14 protein-coding genes and 2 pseudogenes are annotated in these 16,467 nt (G+C 62.4%); 13 read left to right on the top strand and 3 right to left on the bottom strand.

Features of this window, described 5'->3' with window-relative positions:
* The first annotated feature begins 52 nt into the window (after window positions 1-52).
* From KTC28_RS10970 to KTC28_RS10935, 9 genes and pseudogenes are all read left to right on the top strand, one after another.
* On the top strand, window positions 53-241 hold the full coding sequence (locus KTC28_RS10970; protein ID WP_216710366.1) for a hypothetical protein: 189 nt from the start codon (window positions 53-55) through the stop codon (window positions 239-241).
* 69 nt (window positions 242-310) lie between these two features.
* Window positions 311-613, top strand: coding sequence for a hypothetical protein (locus tag KTC28_RS10965; RefSeq protein WP_216710367.1), 303 nt, complete (start codon window positions 311-313; stop codon window positions 611-613).
* 24 nt (window positions 614-637) lie between these two features.
* A complete protein-coding gene (locus tag KTC28_RS10960; protein ID WP_216710368.1) occupies window positions 638-1,312 on the top strand; it encodes a general stress protein in 675 nt (224 codons plus the stop codon).
* 234 nt (window positions 1,313-1,546) lie between these two features.
* Window positions 1,547-2,485: a sensor domain-containing diguanylate cyclase gene (locus KTC28_RS10955; protein WP_216710369.1), complete on the top strand. Its 939-nt coding sequence runs from the start codon at window positions 1,547-1,549 to the stop codon at window positions 2,483-2,485.
* Between the two features lie 71 nt (window positions 2,486-2,556).
* Window positions 2,557-5,571: an intermembrane phospholipid transport protein YdbH family protein gene (locus KTC28_RS10950; RefSeq protein WP_216710370.1), complete on the top strand. Its 3,015-nt coding sequence runs from the start codon at window positions 2,557-2,559 to the stop codon at window positions 5,569-5,571.
* A 64-nt stretch (window positions 5,572-5,635) separates the two neighbouring features.
* Entirely contained in the window at window positions 5,636-5,812 is a 177-nt protein-coding gene (locus KTC28_RS10945) for a YnbE family lipoprotein (RefSeq protein ID WP_226895938.1), read from the top strand.
* Window positions 5,812-6,198 carry a YdbL family probable chaperone protein gene (locus KTC28_RS10940; RefSeq protein WP_216710372.1) on the top strand — a complete coding sequence of 129 codons (387 nt, stop codon included), beginning with the start codon at window positions 5,812-5,814 and terminating at the stop codon, window positions 6,196-6,198. Before KTC28_RS10945 ends, KTC28_RS10940 begins: the two co-directional genes overlap by 1 nt.
* Window positions 6,199-6,611: 413 nt before the next feature.
* Window positions 6,612-6,978 (top strand): annotated as a pseudogene (locus tag KTC28_RS22815) (transposase); the annotation flags it as partial.
* A 284-nt stretch (window positions 6,979-7,262) separates the two neighbouring features.
* Window positions 7,263-7,709 carry a hypothetical protein gene (locus KTC28_RS10935; RefSeq protein ID WP_216710373.1) on the top strand — a complete coding sequence of 149 codons (447 nt, stop codon included), beginning with the start codon at window positions 7,263-7,265 and terminating at the stop codon, window positions 7,707-7,709.
* 281 nt (window positions 7,710-7,990) lie between these two features.
* On the opposite strand, the gene KTC28_RS22810 is transcribed toward KTC28_RS10935, so the two are convergent.
* On the bottom strand, window positions 7,991-8,812 hold the full coding sequence (locus KTC28_RS22810) for a PEPxxWA-CTERM sorting domain-containing protein (protein ID WP_255601931.1): 822 nt from the start codon (window positions 8,810-8,812) through the stop codon (window positions 7,991-7,993).
* Window positions 8,813-9,680: 868 nt separating this feature from the next.
* On the opposite strand from KTC28_RS22810, the gene KTC28_RS10925 reads away from it, so the two are divergent.
* Window positions 9,681-10,367 (top strand): PEPxxWA-CTERM sorting domain-containing protein, encoded by a 687-nt coding sequence (locus tag KTC28_RS10925; RefSeq protein ID WP_216710374.1) that lies wholly within the window; start codon window positions 9,681-9,683, stop codon window positions 10,365-10,367.
* 287 nt (window positions 10,368-10,654) lie between these two features.
* Here KTC28_RS10925 and KTC28_RS10920 read toward each other — a convergent pair whose 3' ends face one another.
* A complete protein-coding gene (locus KTC28_RS10920) occupies window positions 10,655-11,287 on the bottom strand; it encodes a tyrosine-type recombinase/integrase (protein WP_216710375.1) in 633 nt (210 codons plus the stop codon).
* A 227-nt stretch (window positions 11,288-11,514) separates the two neighbouring features.
* On the opposite strand from KTC28_RS10920, the pseudogene KTC28_RS23470 reads away from it, so the two are divergent.
* Window positions 11,515-12,101: pseudogene (locus KTC28_RS23470) on the top strand (transposase family protein); the annotation flags it as partial.
* Window positions 12,102-12,236: 135 nt separating this feature from the next.
* A complete protein-coding gene (locus tag KTC28_RS10910; RefSeq protein ID WP_216710377.1) occupies window positions 12,237-13,940 on the top strand; it encodes an alpha/beta hydrolase in 1,704 nt (567 codons plus the stop codon).
* 437 nt (window positions 13,941-14,377) lie between these two features.
* On the opposite strand, the gene KTC28_RS10905 is transcribed toward KTC28_RS10910, so the two are convergent.
* A complete protein-coding gene (locus KTC28_RS10905; RefSeq protein WP_216710378.1) occupies window positions 14,378-14,701 on the bottom strand; it encodes a UrcA family protein in 324 nt (107 codons plus the stop codon).
* Between the two features lie 164 nt (window positions 14,702-14,865).
* Between KTC28_RS10905 and KTC28_RS10900 the strand changes: the two genes are divergently transcribed.
* Window positions 14,866-16,467, top strand: coding sequence for a winged helix-turn-helix domain-containing tetratricopeptide repeat protein (locus tag KTC28_RS10900; RefSeq protein ID WP_216710379.1), 1,602 nt, complete (start codon window positions 14,866-14,868; stop codon window positions 16,465-16,467).

Genomic DNA, 16,467 nt, shown 5'->3' with positions numbered 1-16,467 from the left:
CGAGCGGACGCCGGCACCACCGGCGTCCGCTTCGCGCAAAGGGGTGCACGTCGTGGCGGAAGATCGAAGAGCATATTTCACCAGACGCGCGGGCGAAGCGCGGACACTTGCCGGGCAGGCTCCAGACGATCGGGTGCGCGCCATCCATCTGGAAATGGCGATCCGCTACGAACTGCAGGCTAAATCGCTGTCCGGCGACCCGACCACGGTCGTCGCCCCCAGCGACGATCGGGCGCAGTAACATTTTCTGCCAGCGGTGCGTCCGCAATCCACACCGTGTCGTTCAACCAGTCCACTAACGGAGGATATAATGCGTCGTCATTTCATCATCTTCGGCATCGTCGCGCTCGCTGCGGGACCGGCGCTTGCGCAAGCCACCAACAACGTCGGCAACCCGGCGATCAAGGACAGCGCGCCGCACACCACGACGTCGGCGACCAAGGGCCGCAACTCGTTCACCGAGAAGCAGGCGATCCACCGCCTCGCCAAGGCCGGCTATTCGGCATCGAGCCTGACGAAAGATGCCGACGGCGTCTGGACCGGTCCGGCGACCAAGGCCGGCAAGAGTGTCACCGTCGGACTCGATTTCAAAGGCAACATCACCGAGCGCTAAGCGCCGTTTCCTGGGAGAGAACACATGACCAAGACCCTCACGCGCCTGTTCGACAATTATAGCGACGCCGAAAACGCGGTGCGCGACCTCGAAGCAATGGGCGTGCCGCATAGCGACATCAGCATCGTCGCCAACGACGCAACCGGCACGCACGGCGGCACCATCCGCGGCCACAACGACGTCGGCACGACGGCCGCCGTCGCTGGCCACGAGACCGCAACTGCGGTGGCCCATGCCGATGACATGGGCGATGTCAGCCGCGGCGCGACAACGGGCGCGCTGCTCGGCGGCGCCGGCGGATTGCTCGCCGGACTCGGCCTGTTGGCGATCCCGGGGCTTGGCCCGGTCGTCGCGGCGGGTTGGCTGCTGGCAACCGCGACGGGTGCCGGGATCGGCGCGGCGGGCGGTGCAGCGACGGGCGGCATCGTCGGCGCGCTGAAGAACTCGGGCCACACCGACGAGGAGGCGCACGTCTACTCCGAAGGTGTCCGCCGCGGCAGCACGCTGGTCAGCGCCAAGGTGCCCGACGCGATGGCCGACAGCGCGGTCACGATGTTTAGCCGCTACAACGCCGTGGATGCGGTTTCCCGCGGCTCGGCGTATCGCGAAAACGGCTGGTCGGGCTTCGACGACAAGGCTCCTGCCTACTCGGCTGACGAGGTCGCTGCCGAAAGGTCGCGCTACACGCGCCCGATGTAATCTTACCGCACGACAGCAAAACGGCCCCGGCGTTCCTGCGCCGGGGCCGTTTTCATCTGCTGCCGCTATCGGTGCTGGCGACAGGCACTGATCGAGATGGGATCATCGCCTGATCCGGTTGGGTGGTGATCCGACGACGAATTCAAATCTGGCCATCACCAGCGTTTCGCTCCACGAACAGTGCTGCTAAAGTTTCCTTCAAGTTGTCTGGCCTTTGAAACGTGAGCTACGCGCATGATGTCGGCGAGCGATCTGATTGATCTGCAGGTATTCATAGAGTTAGTGCCGAATCCGGTTATCGTAAAAAATCGTGATCATCGCTTGATTATGGTTAACAATCTTGCTTGTGAACTTTTCCAGCGTTCTCGTGAAGTTCTGATCGCGCAACGTGCCGAAGATCTTTTCACTCCTGACGAAGTTCGGGCTTTTCATGAGGCCGATGACAGGGTTTTTTCGACTGAAGCGATCGACGAAAGCGAAGAGCCTTTGACCGACGCATATGGAAATGTCCGGTATCTGATCACACGCAAGCAACGGATAATTGTCAACGATATCGATTATCTGATCGCAGTTCTCACCGACGTGACGGCCTATCGCGAAGCCGAAGAACACGCTCGAAACCTGTCCCTCCACGATCCGCTAACAGGCTTGCCGAATAGAATATTGTTCTGGAATCGTATCGAAGACGCTGTGTCGAGGAGATCTGGCAGCAATGCCCTGATGCTGATCGATCTGGACAACTTCAAAGCGATCAATGACAATTATGGGCACGCTACCGGCGATAATCTTATCATCGACTTCAGCGATCGATTGTTGGCCTTGACTCGTCCCACCGATACGGTCGCCCGGATTGGTGGCGATGAATTCGCGATACTGCTGACCGATATTTCAGACAGCTCGGTCGTCGGGTCGATATGCGAGCAGATAATACACGAGGCGTCGGACCTGCCATCGCTGATGGGCAAAGATGCCCACATCGGCGCCTCGATCGGTGTCGTGCCTCCGGGATGCGGGCTCGTCGACCAAGCCGAAATGCTCCGACGAGCGGATGTGGCTCTCTACCAAGCCAAGCGCGATGGTCGTGGATGCTGGCGCGCCTACACCGAGGAGTTCGATCATGCGCTGTTGAATCATCGCTCGGAAAGCGCCGCGACGATCTTGGCCGGCGAATAGCAAGCGCCGCGCGAAACGTGGCGGCGTGGCTTCGCGCTTGAATCGCTGCGGCGATTGGAGGAGTTGGCAACGTGGCCGCTTCCTATCGCTCTCGCTTCATACTGCGCCTCGCGGGCGCGACGCTGCTAATCGCTGCGTTCGGACTGACCGCGCTGTGGATCGCCCGCGCGCCGGTGACCGATGCCGCCGTCCTCCAATACCTCGCGGCGAAAGGCGTCGATGCCGCGGCCAAGACGATAACTGTCGAGCGCAACAGGCTGGTCTTCGACAACGTCCGGCTGGGTCCCGGAGCATCGCCCGATCTTACGGCGCGTCGGATTGTAATCGATTTCAAATGGTCTGCCTTTCGCCCGTTGATCGCTGGGTTTCGCCTCGACGGTGCGATGCTCAAGGTTCACGCGGATGGCGGCGGCGTCAGCTTCGGTAGTCTTGATCGGCTGATCCCGCCCGATCGTTCGACGCGATTTCCCACGTTTCGGCTCGACGCCGCCGATGCAGCAGTTACGCTGCTGACACCGGCAGGAACGATCGACGCCCGGGTCGACGCAGCCGGCCAACTCGATCGTGATTTCCGGGCGACGGCACGGACGGCGACCGTCGCCTTGCAATGGGCCAACTGCAGCGCGACGGTTCCAGAGGCACTCTTCACCATAACCACTGCCGCGCGGGACTTTGCGGTTGCCGGCCAAGGCCTTCTAGTGCGGTCGTTGTGTCGCGAGGCGACCGTGCCAACCGCGGCGTGGACGCTGGCGGTCGCCGCGCCGCTCGCCTTTACCCGACTGACTGCGCATGCCGGCCTGACGGCCCCTACGGTGCAAGCAGCGGGTACGACGCTTTCAGGGCTCGCGATCGACGCCGCGCTTAAAGGGCCGCCCGCCGGACTGCACGGCAGCTGGACCGGCGGCCTCGCGGGTCTCATTCATGGCCCCGACCGAGCTGGCCCAACGAAGGCAGGTGGATCGTTGCAACTCGCACCCGGCAGCGCGGTGCACATCGACGCGACTGTCGCAGCACACGCCGTACAACCCGCGACACTCATCGCGCTATTGCCGTCGCGGGTGGGACTGCCAACGCTCGCGGCCAAGCTCGTCACTCGCGCCGGTACCGCCTTGCGGCGGATCGACGTCCTCGCTCACGTCGACGGGGATGTTGCACCCGTGGTGCGCGTTCGCATTTCCGACCTCAAGGCAGACGGCGCGGGTGACGCGGAATTGCGCTTTACCGGCCGCGGTATCGAATGGACGCGTGACACGATCACCCTCGACGGTCGGGTCACCGTTAAGGGAGGCGGCCTCCCCGCGATCGACATCGCTGGCGCGGGAAGCGCCAAAGGCGGCCATGGGCTCGTCGCCATCGGACCATGGCGCGACGGTGGCGACGCGCTCGAGCTGACCGGCGGTCGCTTCGACGTGACAGCGGGGCACACGACCACCGCTGGAACGCTGCGGGTGTCGAGCGGTTTCGACGGCGGGCGCGTCGATGGCCTGACGCTGCCGCTCGATGTGGCGTTCGATCGACAGTCCGGCGTGGCGATCGGCACCGGCTGCGTGCACATCGGCTTCGATCGTGCCACCCTCACGACGACGCAGCTGGGCGCAACCGCCGCGACGCTTTGCCCGTCCCGCCGCGGACCGCTTGCCACGCTGCATGGCACGCATGTCGCGGCAGCGATGACGGTCGACGGTCTGGGCACGCGCGGTACCGCAGGTGGGCGGGCGTTCACGGCGAGCGCAGGGCGATTTGGCCTCCGTATCGGTGGCACCCTCGCAGTTCCCGAAATCGCTGTGTCGAACGTCGATCTTACCGTCGTGTCCGACCCGTGGCGCGTTGGCGCGCGTCTCAACGCTCGCGCAGAGCGGACCTTGTCCGGGTGGACGGGAACAGGTGCGATATCGGCGCTGCGGGCCGTCGGCCCCTTCGGGGTCGCGAGCAACGGTCGCGGGCGCTGGCAGCTGGCGAACGGCGTCCTGACGCTCGACGATGCCGAAGTGGCGTTCACCGATCCGCGCCCTGCCCCGGCGTTCAATCCCTTGCATCTGACCGGCGTCAACGGTCGCCTCGCGAACCAGGCTCTGACTGGTCGCGCAACCGTCGAGCTGGCCAATGGCGCAAGACTGGCGACGGTCATGGGCTTCTACGATCTCGCCGGAAGCACCGGTCATGCCGCGCTGTCGTCCACGCTGACCTTCACCCCGGCGCTGCAACCGGTCGACATCAGCGGCCTTGTGCGCGGACTTGTGGCGAACGTCGCGGGGACGGTGACCACCGTGGCAGGTCTGGAGATTGCCGCCGACAAGGTGACCGGGGTCGGTACGGTGCAACTGGCGGGCGTTGGGCTGGCCACCGCGGCGCTCGGCCCGGTGACGGGCATCGATGGCACCATCGCCTTCGACGATCTGCCTTCGCTGCACACCCCGCCCCACCAGACGTTACATATCGCCGCGCTCGATCCAGGCGTGGCCATCGACGACATTTCGGTCCGCTTTCAGCTTCTCGATAGCAACGCGGTGGCGATCGAGCGGCTTGCATGGCCGTTTACCGGCGGCACGATGACCGTCGAGCCGACCGTGCTCCGCGCCGACGTGCCCCACCGGACATTTACGGTCGACGTCGACGGTCTTGATGCTGAACAATTCCTGCAGCGCTTTCAAATCAAGAACCTGAGCGCCACCGGCAAATTCGACGGGGTCTTGCCGCTCGTCTTCGAGCGTTCGGCGGGACGCATTGCTGGTGGCGTTCTCACAGCTCGCGACGGCGGCGGCCTTCTCCAATATGTCGGCGAGGTCGGCCAAGCCAGCATGGGCGCGGCCGGGCGGCTTGCCTTCGACGCGCTCCGACGGTTGCGTTACCGGACGCTGACGCTGCGGCTCGATGGCGACCTCGACGCGGAGATCGTGACGGCGAGCGATTTCACCGGCACCAACGAAGCCCCCCTTCAGACAGGAAGCCGACTGCCGGTGCGCGCGACAGGGCTGCCGTTCAAGTTCGGCGTGACGGTGCGAGCACCTTTTCGACTGCTGTTGGGCACGGCCGCCTCGTTCAGCGACGCGCGTGCGGTGATCCGCTCCGCAAAGCCCGTCGAATAGCGGTTCAGGCCGGATAAATTGGCGGTGGGATAGTCCGCGTCACATGATAGAAGGATCCATGCAAATGAGCCGCGCTGGATTTCTGTTCGTTTTAATCGTGCCGCTCGCCGGCTGTATTCAGCTCCGCGCTCCGGACAAGCCGATCGAGATTACGCTCAACGTCAATATCCGTCAGGAAGTGGTCGTCCGGCTTGAGAAAGACGTGCAGGACCTGATCAAGAAAAACCCGGGAATTTTTTGATGGCCTGCGTGCGAACCGCCATTCTGCTCGCGACGCTGATCGGCATCGGCGCGCCGGCACTTGCCCAGGCCGCCGATCCCGTGGTCGAGGCCGCGCGCGATGCGGGCACCGTCGGGGAACAAGCGGACGGCTATCTCGGTATCCGCGGCGGAAGCCCCGACCTGGCGAAGCACGTCGGGCAGATCAACATCCAGCGACGCGCGGTCTACACCGACGCGGCCGCCGCAAAGACCGGGGTCACAGTCGTCGACGTGGCCGCCGCCGCGGGCTGCCAGCTTCTCGCCAACCGCGTCGCGCCAGGCCAATACTACCGCACGACCACCGGTGAGTGGCGCCAGCGCGCGGGCTCGGCGACGGTTCCGTTGCCTGCTTATTGCGGCCGGTGACGGAGATTTTTGAAGGTTTGCCGATCACGATGAACGGTTGACGGTCCGAATTACGACGGTACCGGTTTCCCCAGCCACTTCATGATCACAGGTCTGCGAAGGCCAGGTGTCCTTTCGAGTGCAAGATCAGGCGGCGCGGCTATCGCTGGGATGCCAACCGGCGGTGCTAGTGGACAGCGATCGCGGTCGAGGACGAGGTGCGCGAGCGGGCTTTCCTGGCTGAGTGCATTTACTGTGCGGGGCATGGCCCAGAGGTCAAGCCGCTGACGTGGCGCGAGCGGTGCGCACAATGACCGTTCTCCTTGTGGGGGGTCATTCGCGTATTGGCAGCTCATGGGCGACCGGTGGTGACGTGACCCCCCATTTTCTCCTCCATCTGGAGCCAGAGTCCGACCCATTGGAGGTACGGACAGATGAATCGGAAGCAGTCTTCGGAAGAGCAGATCATCGGCATCCTGAAGGAGGCCAAAGCTGGCGCGGTGGTAGACCGAGCTGTGCCGCAAGCAAGCGATGTCGAGCGCGACTTATTATGCGTAGAAGGCCAAATTTGGTGTCCTCGAGGCGTCGGATGCCAATCGGCTGCGGGCACTCGATGAGGAGAACGCGCGGCTTAAGCGGCTGCTGGCGGACACGATGCTCACAACGCGGGGTTGAAGGACCTGCTGTCAAAAAATGGTGGCGCCCGCCGCAAAGCGGGAGGCGGTCGCGCGTCTCCAGGCGACGCGGGGGATGAGCGAGCGGCGCGCGTGTGCCGTCGTCGGGGCGGATCGCAAGAGCATTCTCGTTTGGACGCTTATCTCCACGAATGAGGGACTAAGGCTCCGACCTGCTGATAGAATGCGATGAGAAAGCTTCTGTTAAAAACCATAACCACGACCAACGCCAAATCGGACGCGCAGGCGATCAACGCCGCAACGATCTGAGGTAGGCTAAACAGCTTGGCCATTTTCGTGGTCGGTTTGCGAGGCGTCAATACGCTTGCCGGTATCTTCATGCTGCGAAAGCGGTCAAGCACGGGGTGCTGATCGACCTCACCTGAAAATCACGAAGCTAGGAAGGACCGGATGCTCGATCTCGACCAGACGCCGATCGTGCTGATCGGCCCGAAAGGACTTCCGCTGATAATGATCGTGGCGGGCCTGATGGCAATGGTGGCCGGCATCGTCGTCTGGAGTGTTACCCACATCGCGTTGATCGGCGGGATCGTAGAGCTAGTGGGACTTTGGGTCCTCGCCGTTGGGTTCGCGATCCGCAAGATGGGCTTTCGCCTGACCATCGCCCCGGAGGGGCTGGGTTATGTGGGTCTCGGAGTGAAGCGGTTTTGGCGCTGGCGGGATGTGGATAGTTTCACCCTCGACCACTTCAAGACCGACTGGGTGATCAGCTTTCGTGAATATACCAAAGACCCGCGCGGCAAGCACTTCTACCTGCCGAGCCGGTGGGACCGGCCCAAGGACGCCGTGGTGGACCTGCTGATTGCTGCTCAAGCGAAATGGGGGGCAGGCTCGTGAAGGCCATTGTCATATCCGCTGCGCCGCAATGTTCGTGGCCGCAAACGCCCATGCCGCCAGCTGCGAGCCTTTCCTATTCGCGCAACCCCTGGATCTGCGTTCGATCCAAGTAACCATGCCCAAGGCGGCCCTGTTGAACGACCCAAGGCTTGCTCGCGGCCGGCGTGTATTTGCCCCTCCACGGCCTACGTTGTGGCGGGAGGAACCCGGGGGCCCCTCACTCGTCCCCCCGGCATGAAGGCCACACAGGCTGCGCGCCTAAAAATCAGACGCGTCTGTTCTTAAGAGAAAACCACCGCGCGACGACGGCGAACCGCGGTGCCAACCATGCCAAAACCGACGATCAATAACCCCCATGCAGCAGGCTCCGGGACACCTGCGGCGAAGTCGAATGTCTTCGACGGGCCGCCGGCAAAAGCGAACTGCACATTGTCGATCGCGCCGGTAAACCCGTCCGGCCAACCGGACCCGGCACCGATTGTCACGCCCGTGACTTCGTAGTGAGCGTCGGGCTTGCTAGCGATCCACTGCGCCAGAGTCTGCTGGCCGCCGTTTGCACCGGCGAAAATCGTGCCGATCGCGGCGTTGGTCGTCCAGAAGATCCCGCTGGTCTGGGTCGCAGCGACGTGATTCCACGTGTCGAGCAGCGGGTTAGTTTGGCCCTGATAGAAGAACTCGAGGATCAGCGAGCCGGCAAAGGCGCCGTTGTTATTCAGTTCAAGCCGCATCGTCGGCACGATCGACAGATTGCCGGTGCTGCTGGTGCTGTCACGGTATACGTCGTACGACATCGAAGTCAGGCTCGACAGCGCGACCGGAGCTGTAAAGTTGTAGCGCAGGTCGGCCTTGCTGGCGGTGGCGATCGTGTTGAAATACGCTGAGCCGTTGGCACCGTGCTGGTAGGTGTCGGTGATGCCAACAGTCGCGCCGCCGCCGACGTCGCTCTGGTACCAGTTGCCGCTCGAGGTCGCCGACAACCGGTTGGCCGAGCCGCTCGGCCCGCTTACTGTGGTCTTGGTGCCGTGCTTGTCGGTCGTCGTCGTGGCGTTGACCGTCCCACCGTTGAAACTGCCGCTGAGGTCGCCAAGCACGCTGTTGGACACGACCGTCGCTGATGCCCCACCGGCACCGATCAAACAGGCTGCAATTACACAGAACTTTAAAACCGACATGCTGAGTCCCCCGCAAAACTTATTGCAGGGCTAGAACATTAACTAAAGGTCTACAAGCATCGTTAAAGAAAATAACCACGATCGTCGCCTAGCGCCGATCCGGCCCGAAGCTGGATCGGACCCAACGCAGGGTACACTCTTCCCGACAGCATTCGTCAATTCAGGCGACACCTGATGGTCGGAAAGGCGCCGTGAGCAGTCCGACGGCTTCCGGACAAACGGTCGTAGAAAGCCAACTTTCAGTCAGCGGGCCCCAGAACCGGTCCAACGTCGCCCGATGATAACGTTATGAGCAGACTTTTCCATGATTAGCGTGGTCGAGTGCGGTCTTGACGGCGGTTTCGCTCATCCACGAGCCACCCCATCGTCTTGCCGTAACTGCGGATTCCTGAAATATGCTAGACCTTCGAGCTTTCAAACCTGTCCCTTGCCGGGGTTCCAGCCAATTTGACGCTAGCGATTGCAATCGATGCCGTTCCTCACCGCGTAGGAGGTTTCGGATCGTCCCGATTCAAGCTGTCTGTCGTTGGCGGTTTTCCGCGATATCGTCAAAAGTGAATGGGGAAGTCGCAGGGCTTTTGCTTCGATGCCGATAGATACCACAAGTCTAGAGCCGCCCGATTGTAAAGGATTCCGACACTTTTAGAGCCAACCTCAGTCGACGGATGTCGCCATGTGATACTCGAACTGGCGCAATCTATTGAAATCATGGGCTTGTCGGGCGTCGATAGTGACGTTGGTATTTGGCACTAACATTGCATATTGGTTAACGTCTCTCGAGAAAACAGTGGGGTCTACAATGGTCGACGTTCTGAGGATTGCGATCGCCGCCACGATCGCAGCCGTTGCCGTTCACGCAAATGCTGCCTCGGTTGCCCTCGGTGCCGGAACCCAGAGCCTGATTCTCTATGGACAAGGTCCGGCCGCTCCCGGCATCGGAAGCTTCAAGGTCGGGCAAGGATCAAGCAGCTACGATGGAACGACATCAACGTTCACCTTCTCGGGCGCAATCAATGGCGGCGACGCTGGCTTTAACAGCGGTACGTATTCTTTCGTCACGAGCTATGCCGGACCAGACACGACCGAGGGTGGCCCCGCCGCTCCGCACGCACAGTCAAACCCGGCCAACGTCAATCAGTTTTTTTATACCTTTCTAGATCCGACGACGACGATCACACTTTTCCTTGATACGCCCGGCCAAAAATACGCTATCCCGCTGGCTACTGGTGGTAACTTCGTAGCTGGCACGGGCTTCAATTTTCAATTCACCACAACCAGCTGCACCGGTGTTGCAGTTTGTGGCCAGAACAATGTGGGCCTGACGCCAGGTGCGACAATCGCCGGACCGGTAATAATTGGTGCGTCGTTCACTATCGCAACCGTGGCACCAGGGGTGCCTGAACCGGCATCGTGGGCGCTCATGGTCCTCGGCTTTGGCCTCGTCGGTGTTTCTGCGCGCCACCGGAATAAGACCGTTACGACCTAACTACGTGCGGAGTATGAGGGGAGGTCCAGCACTTATCAGCGTGGGACGACGTGTGCCCGCCATGAATCGGTGCGTGCTAGAACCGCCAGCTGGTGGGGGGCCGGTTTCTGCCGTTCCGCTCTTGGATGCTCAATGCACGAAAGCTGCCGTTCGCCGCGGCTCCGCAAACTGAGGACGATCCGTCGCACGGAACGCTACCCGATCGGATGCTGCCAGTTTGGTCGCTAAGGCCGCGGTGCGGTGACCACAAAGAGCGCGCGCGCCGAACGGGAGGCGCGCGCGATCAGTTACAGATCAGTGGCTTCGGAAAGCGCGAGCGCATCCTCTATGTCGACCCCAAGGTAGCGCACGGTCGTCTCGATCTTGGTATGCCCAAGAAGCATCTGCACAGCCCGTAGATTGCCGGTGCGCTTGTACACCAGCGCCGCCTTCGTCCGCCGGAGCGAGTGCGTGCCATAATCCTGCCGCGGCAAGCCTACCGCCACCACCCATTCCTCGACCAGACGAGCGTATTGGCGCGTGCTAAGGTGGTCGGTATGGTCGACACGGCTGGGAAAGGCGAAATCATCGAGGCTCCCGCCCCGCAGCTCGAGCCATTTGATCAAAGTCGTCCTTGCTGGCTCGACAATCTCGAACTGGACCGGTCGGCCGGTCTTCTGTTGCACGACCATCGTACGGCTGCGGATTCGTCCACCGCTGACGAGGTCGCCAATCTTCATTTTGACCACGTCGCAGCCGCGTAGCTTGCTGTCGATCGCAAGGTCGAAGAGAGCGCGGTCGCGAAGGCGACCCTCATGTTCGAGAAAGAACCGGATCGCCCAGACGTCTTTCGGCTTTAGGGGCTTCTTGGCACCCACAGTCTTTCCGGCGTTCCATGCTTTACGATTGTTATAGACAGGTTCGTACGTCGTATGTCCCATGGCTCCTCTCCCTGCGGCAAGATTGCTGCAGGGGAGAGGATGAGCCAAATTTGCTGATATTTGGCGCAAGGCGGCGAGCCTGGTTCGGGTTACAATAAAAACCGAATGCTAGAATTGGTACCCCCCCATGCCATATGACCATTTACATGGCCAGGAGCCTAATGTGAGTGCGGTCAATCTGGCGGATGCCAACGCCCATTTGAGCGAGCTCATTGACCGCGTCGAAACGCTGTCTGCAGCGCCATGGCAGCTCGCAGCTGCCGACGATCGAGGGTGACGCGCCCGCCCGCGCCAAGTTCTATCCGATCGCTACTTCCACATTGATATCGCCGAGGTTCGCACCGAGCAGGGTAAGCTATGTTCGCTGCGATCAACCGCAGCTCCAAATTTGCCTTCGTCGAGCTTCAAGATGGGGCAACAACGACGGTCGCTGCCGATTCCCTTCGGTGCCTCATCGCCGCGGCGCTGTACAAGCTACACATTGTGCTCTCCGACAACGGCATCCACTTCACCGATCCCAAGTACCCGGGCTCGGCTGTCGAAGAGGTCAAGCCCGCTATCGCAGACGGCGAACTGTTCCGCTGCCATTCCTTCGCGCTTGCCTGCGCCTAGAACGACGTCGACCACCGGCTCACCAGCCTCGCCACTTCTGAACCGCCGGGCAGGTCGAACGGATGAACCGCATCATCAAGTAAGCAACCGTAAACGGTACGACTACGACACGCACGACCAGCTCAGGCGGCATCTTGGCGACTTTATCGCCGACTACAACTTCGGCTGCAGGCTCAAGACCCTCAAGGGCCTCATCCCCTACTAAACTATCTGCAACACGTGGCCTGCCGAGCCGTAAACGCTTGCCGAGATACGCGGCCTTCTCCAGCGGTCGCGGAGCCGCTTGCCGCAGCGGCGGGCATCCGGCACTGATACCGGACCTGAGGGGGGTATCAAAATGCATCGCGAGATCGCCTTACTAGTTGCCATAGCAGTCGCCAGTCGCGTCGCCGCGACGGAAGTGACGGTGAAGCTCCCGTCTGAAGCGCAGCCGCTGCTCGACGGACGCATGATCCTGATCGCGTCGCCGCTGGCCGATCCTGAGCCGCGCCTTCAGGTGGAGCTGGAGGCCCCGCTCAACACGCCGTATATTTTCGGACAGACGCTCGAGAACGCGAAGCCGGGTACCGTCGTGCCGCTGACATCGACGTACGGCTGGCCGGTGTCGCTCGCGGAGCTGCCGGCGGGCGACTACACGGTGCAGGCGGTGTTCAACCAATACGAGACGTTCCACCGCGCCGACGGCTCAGTCGTCAAGCTTCCCCCCGACATGGGTGAGGGGCAGCATTGGAACGAGAAGCCCGGCAACCCCTACTCGCGCCCCGTGCGCATCCATCTTGGCCCGGGCGCGCCGCCGCTCGCGCTGTCGCTCGATCAGGTGATCCCGCCGGTAAAGCCGATCCTCGACACGCCGTTCGTCAAACACATCCGCATCAAGAGCGCGATGCTTTCGCGTTTCTGGGGGCGGCCGATGTACCTCGGTGCCTATGTCCTGCTGCCTGCAGGATTTGCCGAGCATCCAAAGGCGCGCTTTCCGCTGATGGTCAACCACGGCCACTTCCCGGCCGACGGGATCGGGGCATGGCGCGAGACGCCGCCCGATCCCGACCTCAAACCGGATTATTCCGAGCGCTTCCATCTCGCCGGGTACAACCGCATCCAGCAAGCCGAGAGCTATGCAAACTTCAAGCGCTGGACCGGACCCGATTTCCCGCGCTTCCTCGTCGTGTCGATCGAGCACGCCAATCCATATTATGACGACAGCTATGCGGTGAACTCGGCCAACCTCGGCCCGTACGGCGATGCCATCAATAAGGAGCTGATCCCCGAAATCGAACGGCGCTTCCGCGCCATCGGCCAAGGTTGGGCAAGGTTCACCTACGGCGGCTCGACCGGCGGCTGGGAAGCAATGGCGACGCAGGTCTTCTACCCGGACATGTACAATGGCGCGTTCGTCGCCTGCCCGGACCCGATCGACTTCCGCGCCTACACCACGATCAACCTCTATAAGGACAAAAACGCGTTCGCCGAGCAGGGCAAGGCGGTGGCGATCGATCGGCCGGCGATGCGCAACTATCTCGGTGAGACACTTGCGACCCAGCGCGATGAAAATCACATGGAACTGGTGTTGGGCGACCACAGCCGCTCGGGCGGACAATATGATATCTGGCAGGCGGTGTTCGGGCCGCAGGGCCGCGACGGCTACCCCCAGCCGATCTTCGACAAGGAGAGCGGGGCGATCGATCCCGCCGTCGCCGGCTATTGGCGCGAACACTTCGACCTGACCCATATCGTCGAACGCGATTGGGCAAAACTTTCGCCGGAACTAACGGGAAAGCTGCACATCTACGTGGGTTCGGCCGACAGCTACTTCCTGACGAATGCCGTCTATTATGCGCAGGACACGCTGGAGAGCCTGAAGCCGGCGTGGGGCGGCGAGGTCGATTATGGCGAGCGTGCCGAGCATTGCTGGAACGGCGACCATAGTTTGAGCAACGCTTATTCGCGGCTGCACTATGACTGGATGTATGTCCCCAAGATCATGGCGCGCATTAAGACAACCGCGCCGAAGGATGCTGACCTCACGAGCTGGCGCTACTGAATAGGCTCGGGTGAACGCTTGCCTTTGCGACGAGATGCGCGCTGCATCGCGCTGGCACATCGGGCGTTGACGCGGCGTGCGTCGCGTTCGCTCCGACCCCGTCAGCCACGGCCAGGAAAGCATCTGGGACTATCCGTGCCCGGCGATCGCAGAGCTGACTGCAGTGCACATCCTCATCCAGACTAGCCGGCATGATCGGGGCCGTTTGCCGACGGGCGGTTTTTAGGCACCTCACTAGAAATAGCGGACGTTCGTATTGTCGCGGCCCCCAGGACCAAAGCCCAGAAGTGGACAGCAATATCGTCATGCCAATACTCAATCCCGGTCATTGGGACTGAACGGCGGGTGTCGTGGAGGCATCGGACGCGACGCGTCCGTACCTCAACGACAAAGGGCGGTCCTGTCGACACCGCCCCATCCTTGGTCGATCATGCGATTCAGCGCGAAGCGAAGTGCGGTGCCATCACTTGCTCCATGGCGACCTTAGCGTCGGCGATCGACACCTTGTAGCAGAGGGCGGTATAGGCTTTGACCGACAGGTCGCGCTCGCCCGCATTGACGGCGCAGGTCTGGCGGGCAGCGATCGTGAGGCGGCGCGTCAGCGTGCCGCGGCCGGCCGGCGACGACAGGTTGAGGTCGGCATAGCTAACTCGGACAGTGACCGGTGCGGCAGTGGTCGAAGCGACGACGCAGGTGGAGGCGAGGACGATGGCAGCGATTGCAGCGAAAATGTTCATGGCGTTATCCTTGATCTTCAACACCGGACCATCCGGGGCTATGACCAGAAATTACCCGGGCCGACGTAGTAACGATATGATGTCGACGTGTTTTTAGACTGATGAATGACCGATGACTTGCCGATGACGGTGTAATTTTGGCAAAAAGGCTTATTGACCGAAGTTAGACGCCACAGGGTTCCTTTGCCATGCCCGTAGCCGACCAGATCGACCTCGCCCGCGCCCCGGCATTCCGCCTAGGGCCCGTTACGGTGGCACCGGCGCTCCGCCAGATCACCGCCGCGCGGTCAGAAACGTTGGAGCCGCGCGTCATGCAGGTGCTTGTCGTCCTCGCGCTTGCCGAGGGCGCGATCGTGTCGCGCGATGATCTCGTCCGCCAGTGCTGGGAGGGGCGGATCGTCGGCGACGATTCGATCAATCGCGTCATCGCGCGGCTGCGGAAGCTCGCCATTGAGCACGGCGGCGGCACCCTGCGGATCGAAACCATAACAAAGGTTGGGTATCGCCTCATCGGCCCGTTTGCGCGGCTGGCCCCGTGTGCGCCGGCGGCCGCAACCCTGCGCCCGGCCGCCCGGCCGCGGCGGCGGCCGACGCTGGCCGTCCTCGCGCTCGACAACCGGTCAGGCGAAACAGCCGACGGTGATCTGGCCAATAATCTGGTCGACGATATCATCAGCGCGCTGTCGGTCGGCCGCGGGCTCCGCATCATAACGCGCAGCGCGACCGCCGGATTTCGCGACGGCACAACCGACATCCGCGCCATCGGGGCCGACCTCGACGCCGACTTCATCGTCCACGGCCATGTCCGGGGTGGCGGCGACACAGTTCGGGTCACGACCCAGCTGATCGACGTCGCAAACGGCGCGATCCTGTGGGCCGAAAAGTTCGACCTGTCGCGATCAACTTCGGTCGATGCGCAGGACCAACTCGTCGCCCAGATTTCCGGCAGTCTGTGTGTCCAGATCCAGCGCATCGAAATTGATCGGGCGCAGAAGAAGCACGGCGACATCACTCCGTTCGAGGCAGTGCAGCGGAGCTGGGCCTGCATTCCCAAGTTCACGCCTGAAGGACTGGCGCAGAGCATCGCGGACGCGCGCAAGGCGGTGGCGATCGCTCCGGGTTATGCGCTCGCGGTTTCGACGCTGGCAGTCGCGCTGGGCGTTCGGTATCAACGCGCTGGCTCGCGCGAGCCGGAGGTGCTGGCCGAGGCGTTGCAGCACGCTGATCGCGCCCTGACGCTCGGCGAAAACCACGGCACCGTCCTGTTCCACGTCGCACTGGTCAAATCTTATGCGCAGAAGTGGAAGCAGGCGCTCGAGCTCGCCGAACGGTCGGTCGAGCTGAACCCGAATATGCCCGAGGCGCGCCAGACGCTGGGCGGCAGCTATACCCGCGACGAGCGCTACGATGAGGCGCTGGCGCAATTCGACGATGCCGACCGGCTCGCGCCGCGCGGCCTGTACATGTCGATCTCACTGACAAACCGCTGCTGGGCGCTGTTTGGGGCCGGACGGCTGGAGGAGGCGCTGGCGGTGGCGGACCGGGTGCTGGTCATAATGCCAAGCGACCGCACCGGCCTGATGCAGCGCATCGTTATCGCCGCCGAACTCGGTCGGCTCGAACGCGCTCGCGAGGACATGACCGAATTGCGCCGGGTGTCGCCGGGCGTGTCGCGCGACATCTTTCTCGGCACCATCCGCGCGTCGCGCCAGGCCGATCACGTCCGCGACCGCGACGCCGCGTTGTTCAATCAAGTCTGGCGTGATACTCCCGACTGCTCGAGTTCCTAG

The sequence above is a fragment of the Polymorphobacter megasporae genome (genome assembly GCF_018982885.2).
GTDB classification, from domain to species: Bacteria; Pseudomonadota; Alphaproteobacteria; order Sphingomonadales; family Sphingomonadaceae; genus Polymorphobacter_B; species Polymorphobacter_B megasporae.
Note: the sequence above shows the minus strand (reverse complement) of the source record. Positions and strands in the feature narration are given on the sequence as shown.

Bases quoted from the DNA above. Each gene is read 5' to 3' on its own strand.
- KTC28_RS10965 (WP_216710367.1), top strand. From the start codon at position 311: ATGCGTCGTCATTTCATCATCTTCGGCATCGTCGCGCTCGCTGCGGGA.
- KTC28_RS10945 (WP_226895938.1), top strand. From the start codon at position 5,636: ATGAGCCGCGCTGGATTTCTGTTCGTTTTAATCGTGCCGCTCGCCGGC.
- KTC28_RS10910 (WP_216710377.1), top strand. From the start codon at position 12,237: ATGCATCGCGAGATCGCCTTACTAGTTGCCATAGCAGTCGCCAGTCGC.
- KTC28_RS10920 (WP_216710375.1), bottom strand. From the start codon at position 11,287: ATGGGACATACGACGTACGAACCTGTCTATAACAATCGTAAAGCATGG.
- KTC28_RS10955 (WP_216710369.1), top strand. From the start codon at position 1,547: ATGATGTCGGCGAGCGATCTGATTGATCTGCAGGTATTCATAGAGTTA.
- KTC28_RS10940 (WP_216710372.1), top strand. From the start codon at position 5,812: ATGGCCTGCGTGCGAACCGCCATTCTGCTCGCGACGCTGATCGGCATC.
- KTC28_RS10925 (WP_216710374.1), top strand. From the start codon at position 9,681: ATGGTCGACGTTCTGAGGATTGCGATCGCCGCCACGATCGCAGCCGTT.
- KTC28_RS10960 (WP_216710368.1), top strand. From the start codon at position 638: ATGACCAAGACCCTCACGCGCCTGTTCGACAATTATAGCGACGCCGAA.
- KTC28_RS10935 (WP_216710373.1), top strand. From the start codon at position 7,263: ATGCTCGATCTCGACCAGACGCCGATCGTGCTGATCGGCCCGAAAGGA.
- KTC28_RS10900 (WP_216710379.1), top strand. From the start codon at position 14,866: ATGCCCGTAGCCGACCAGATCGACCTCGCCCGCGCCCCGGCATTCCGC.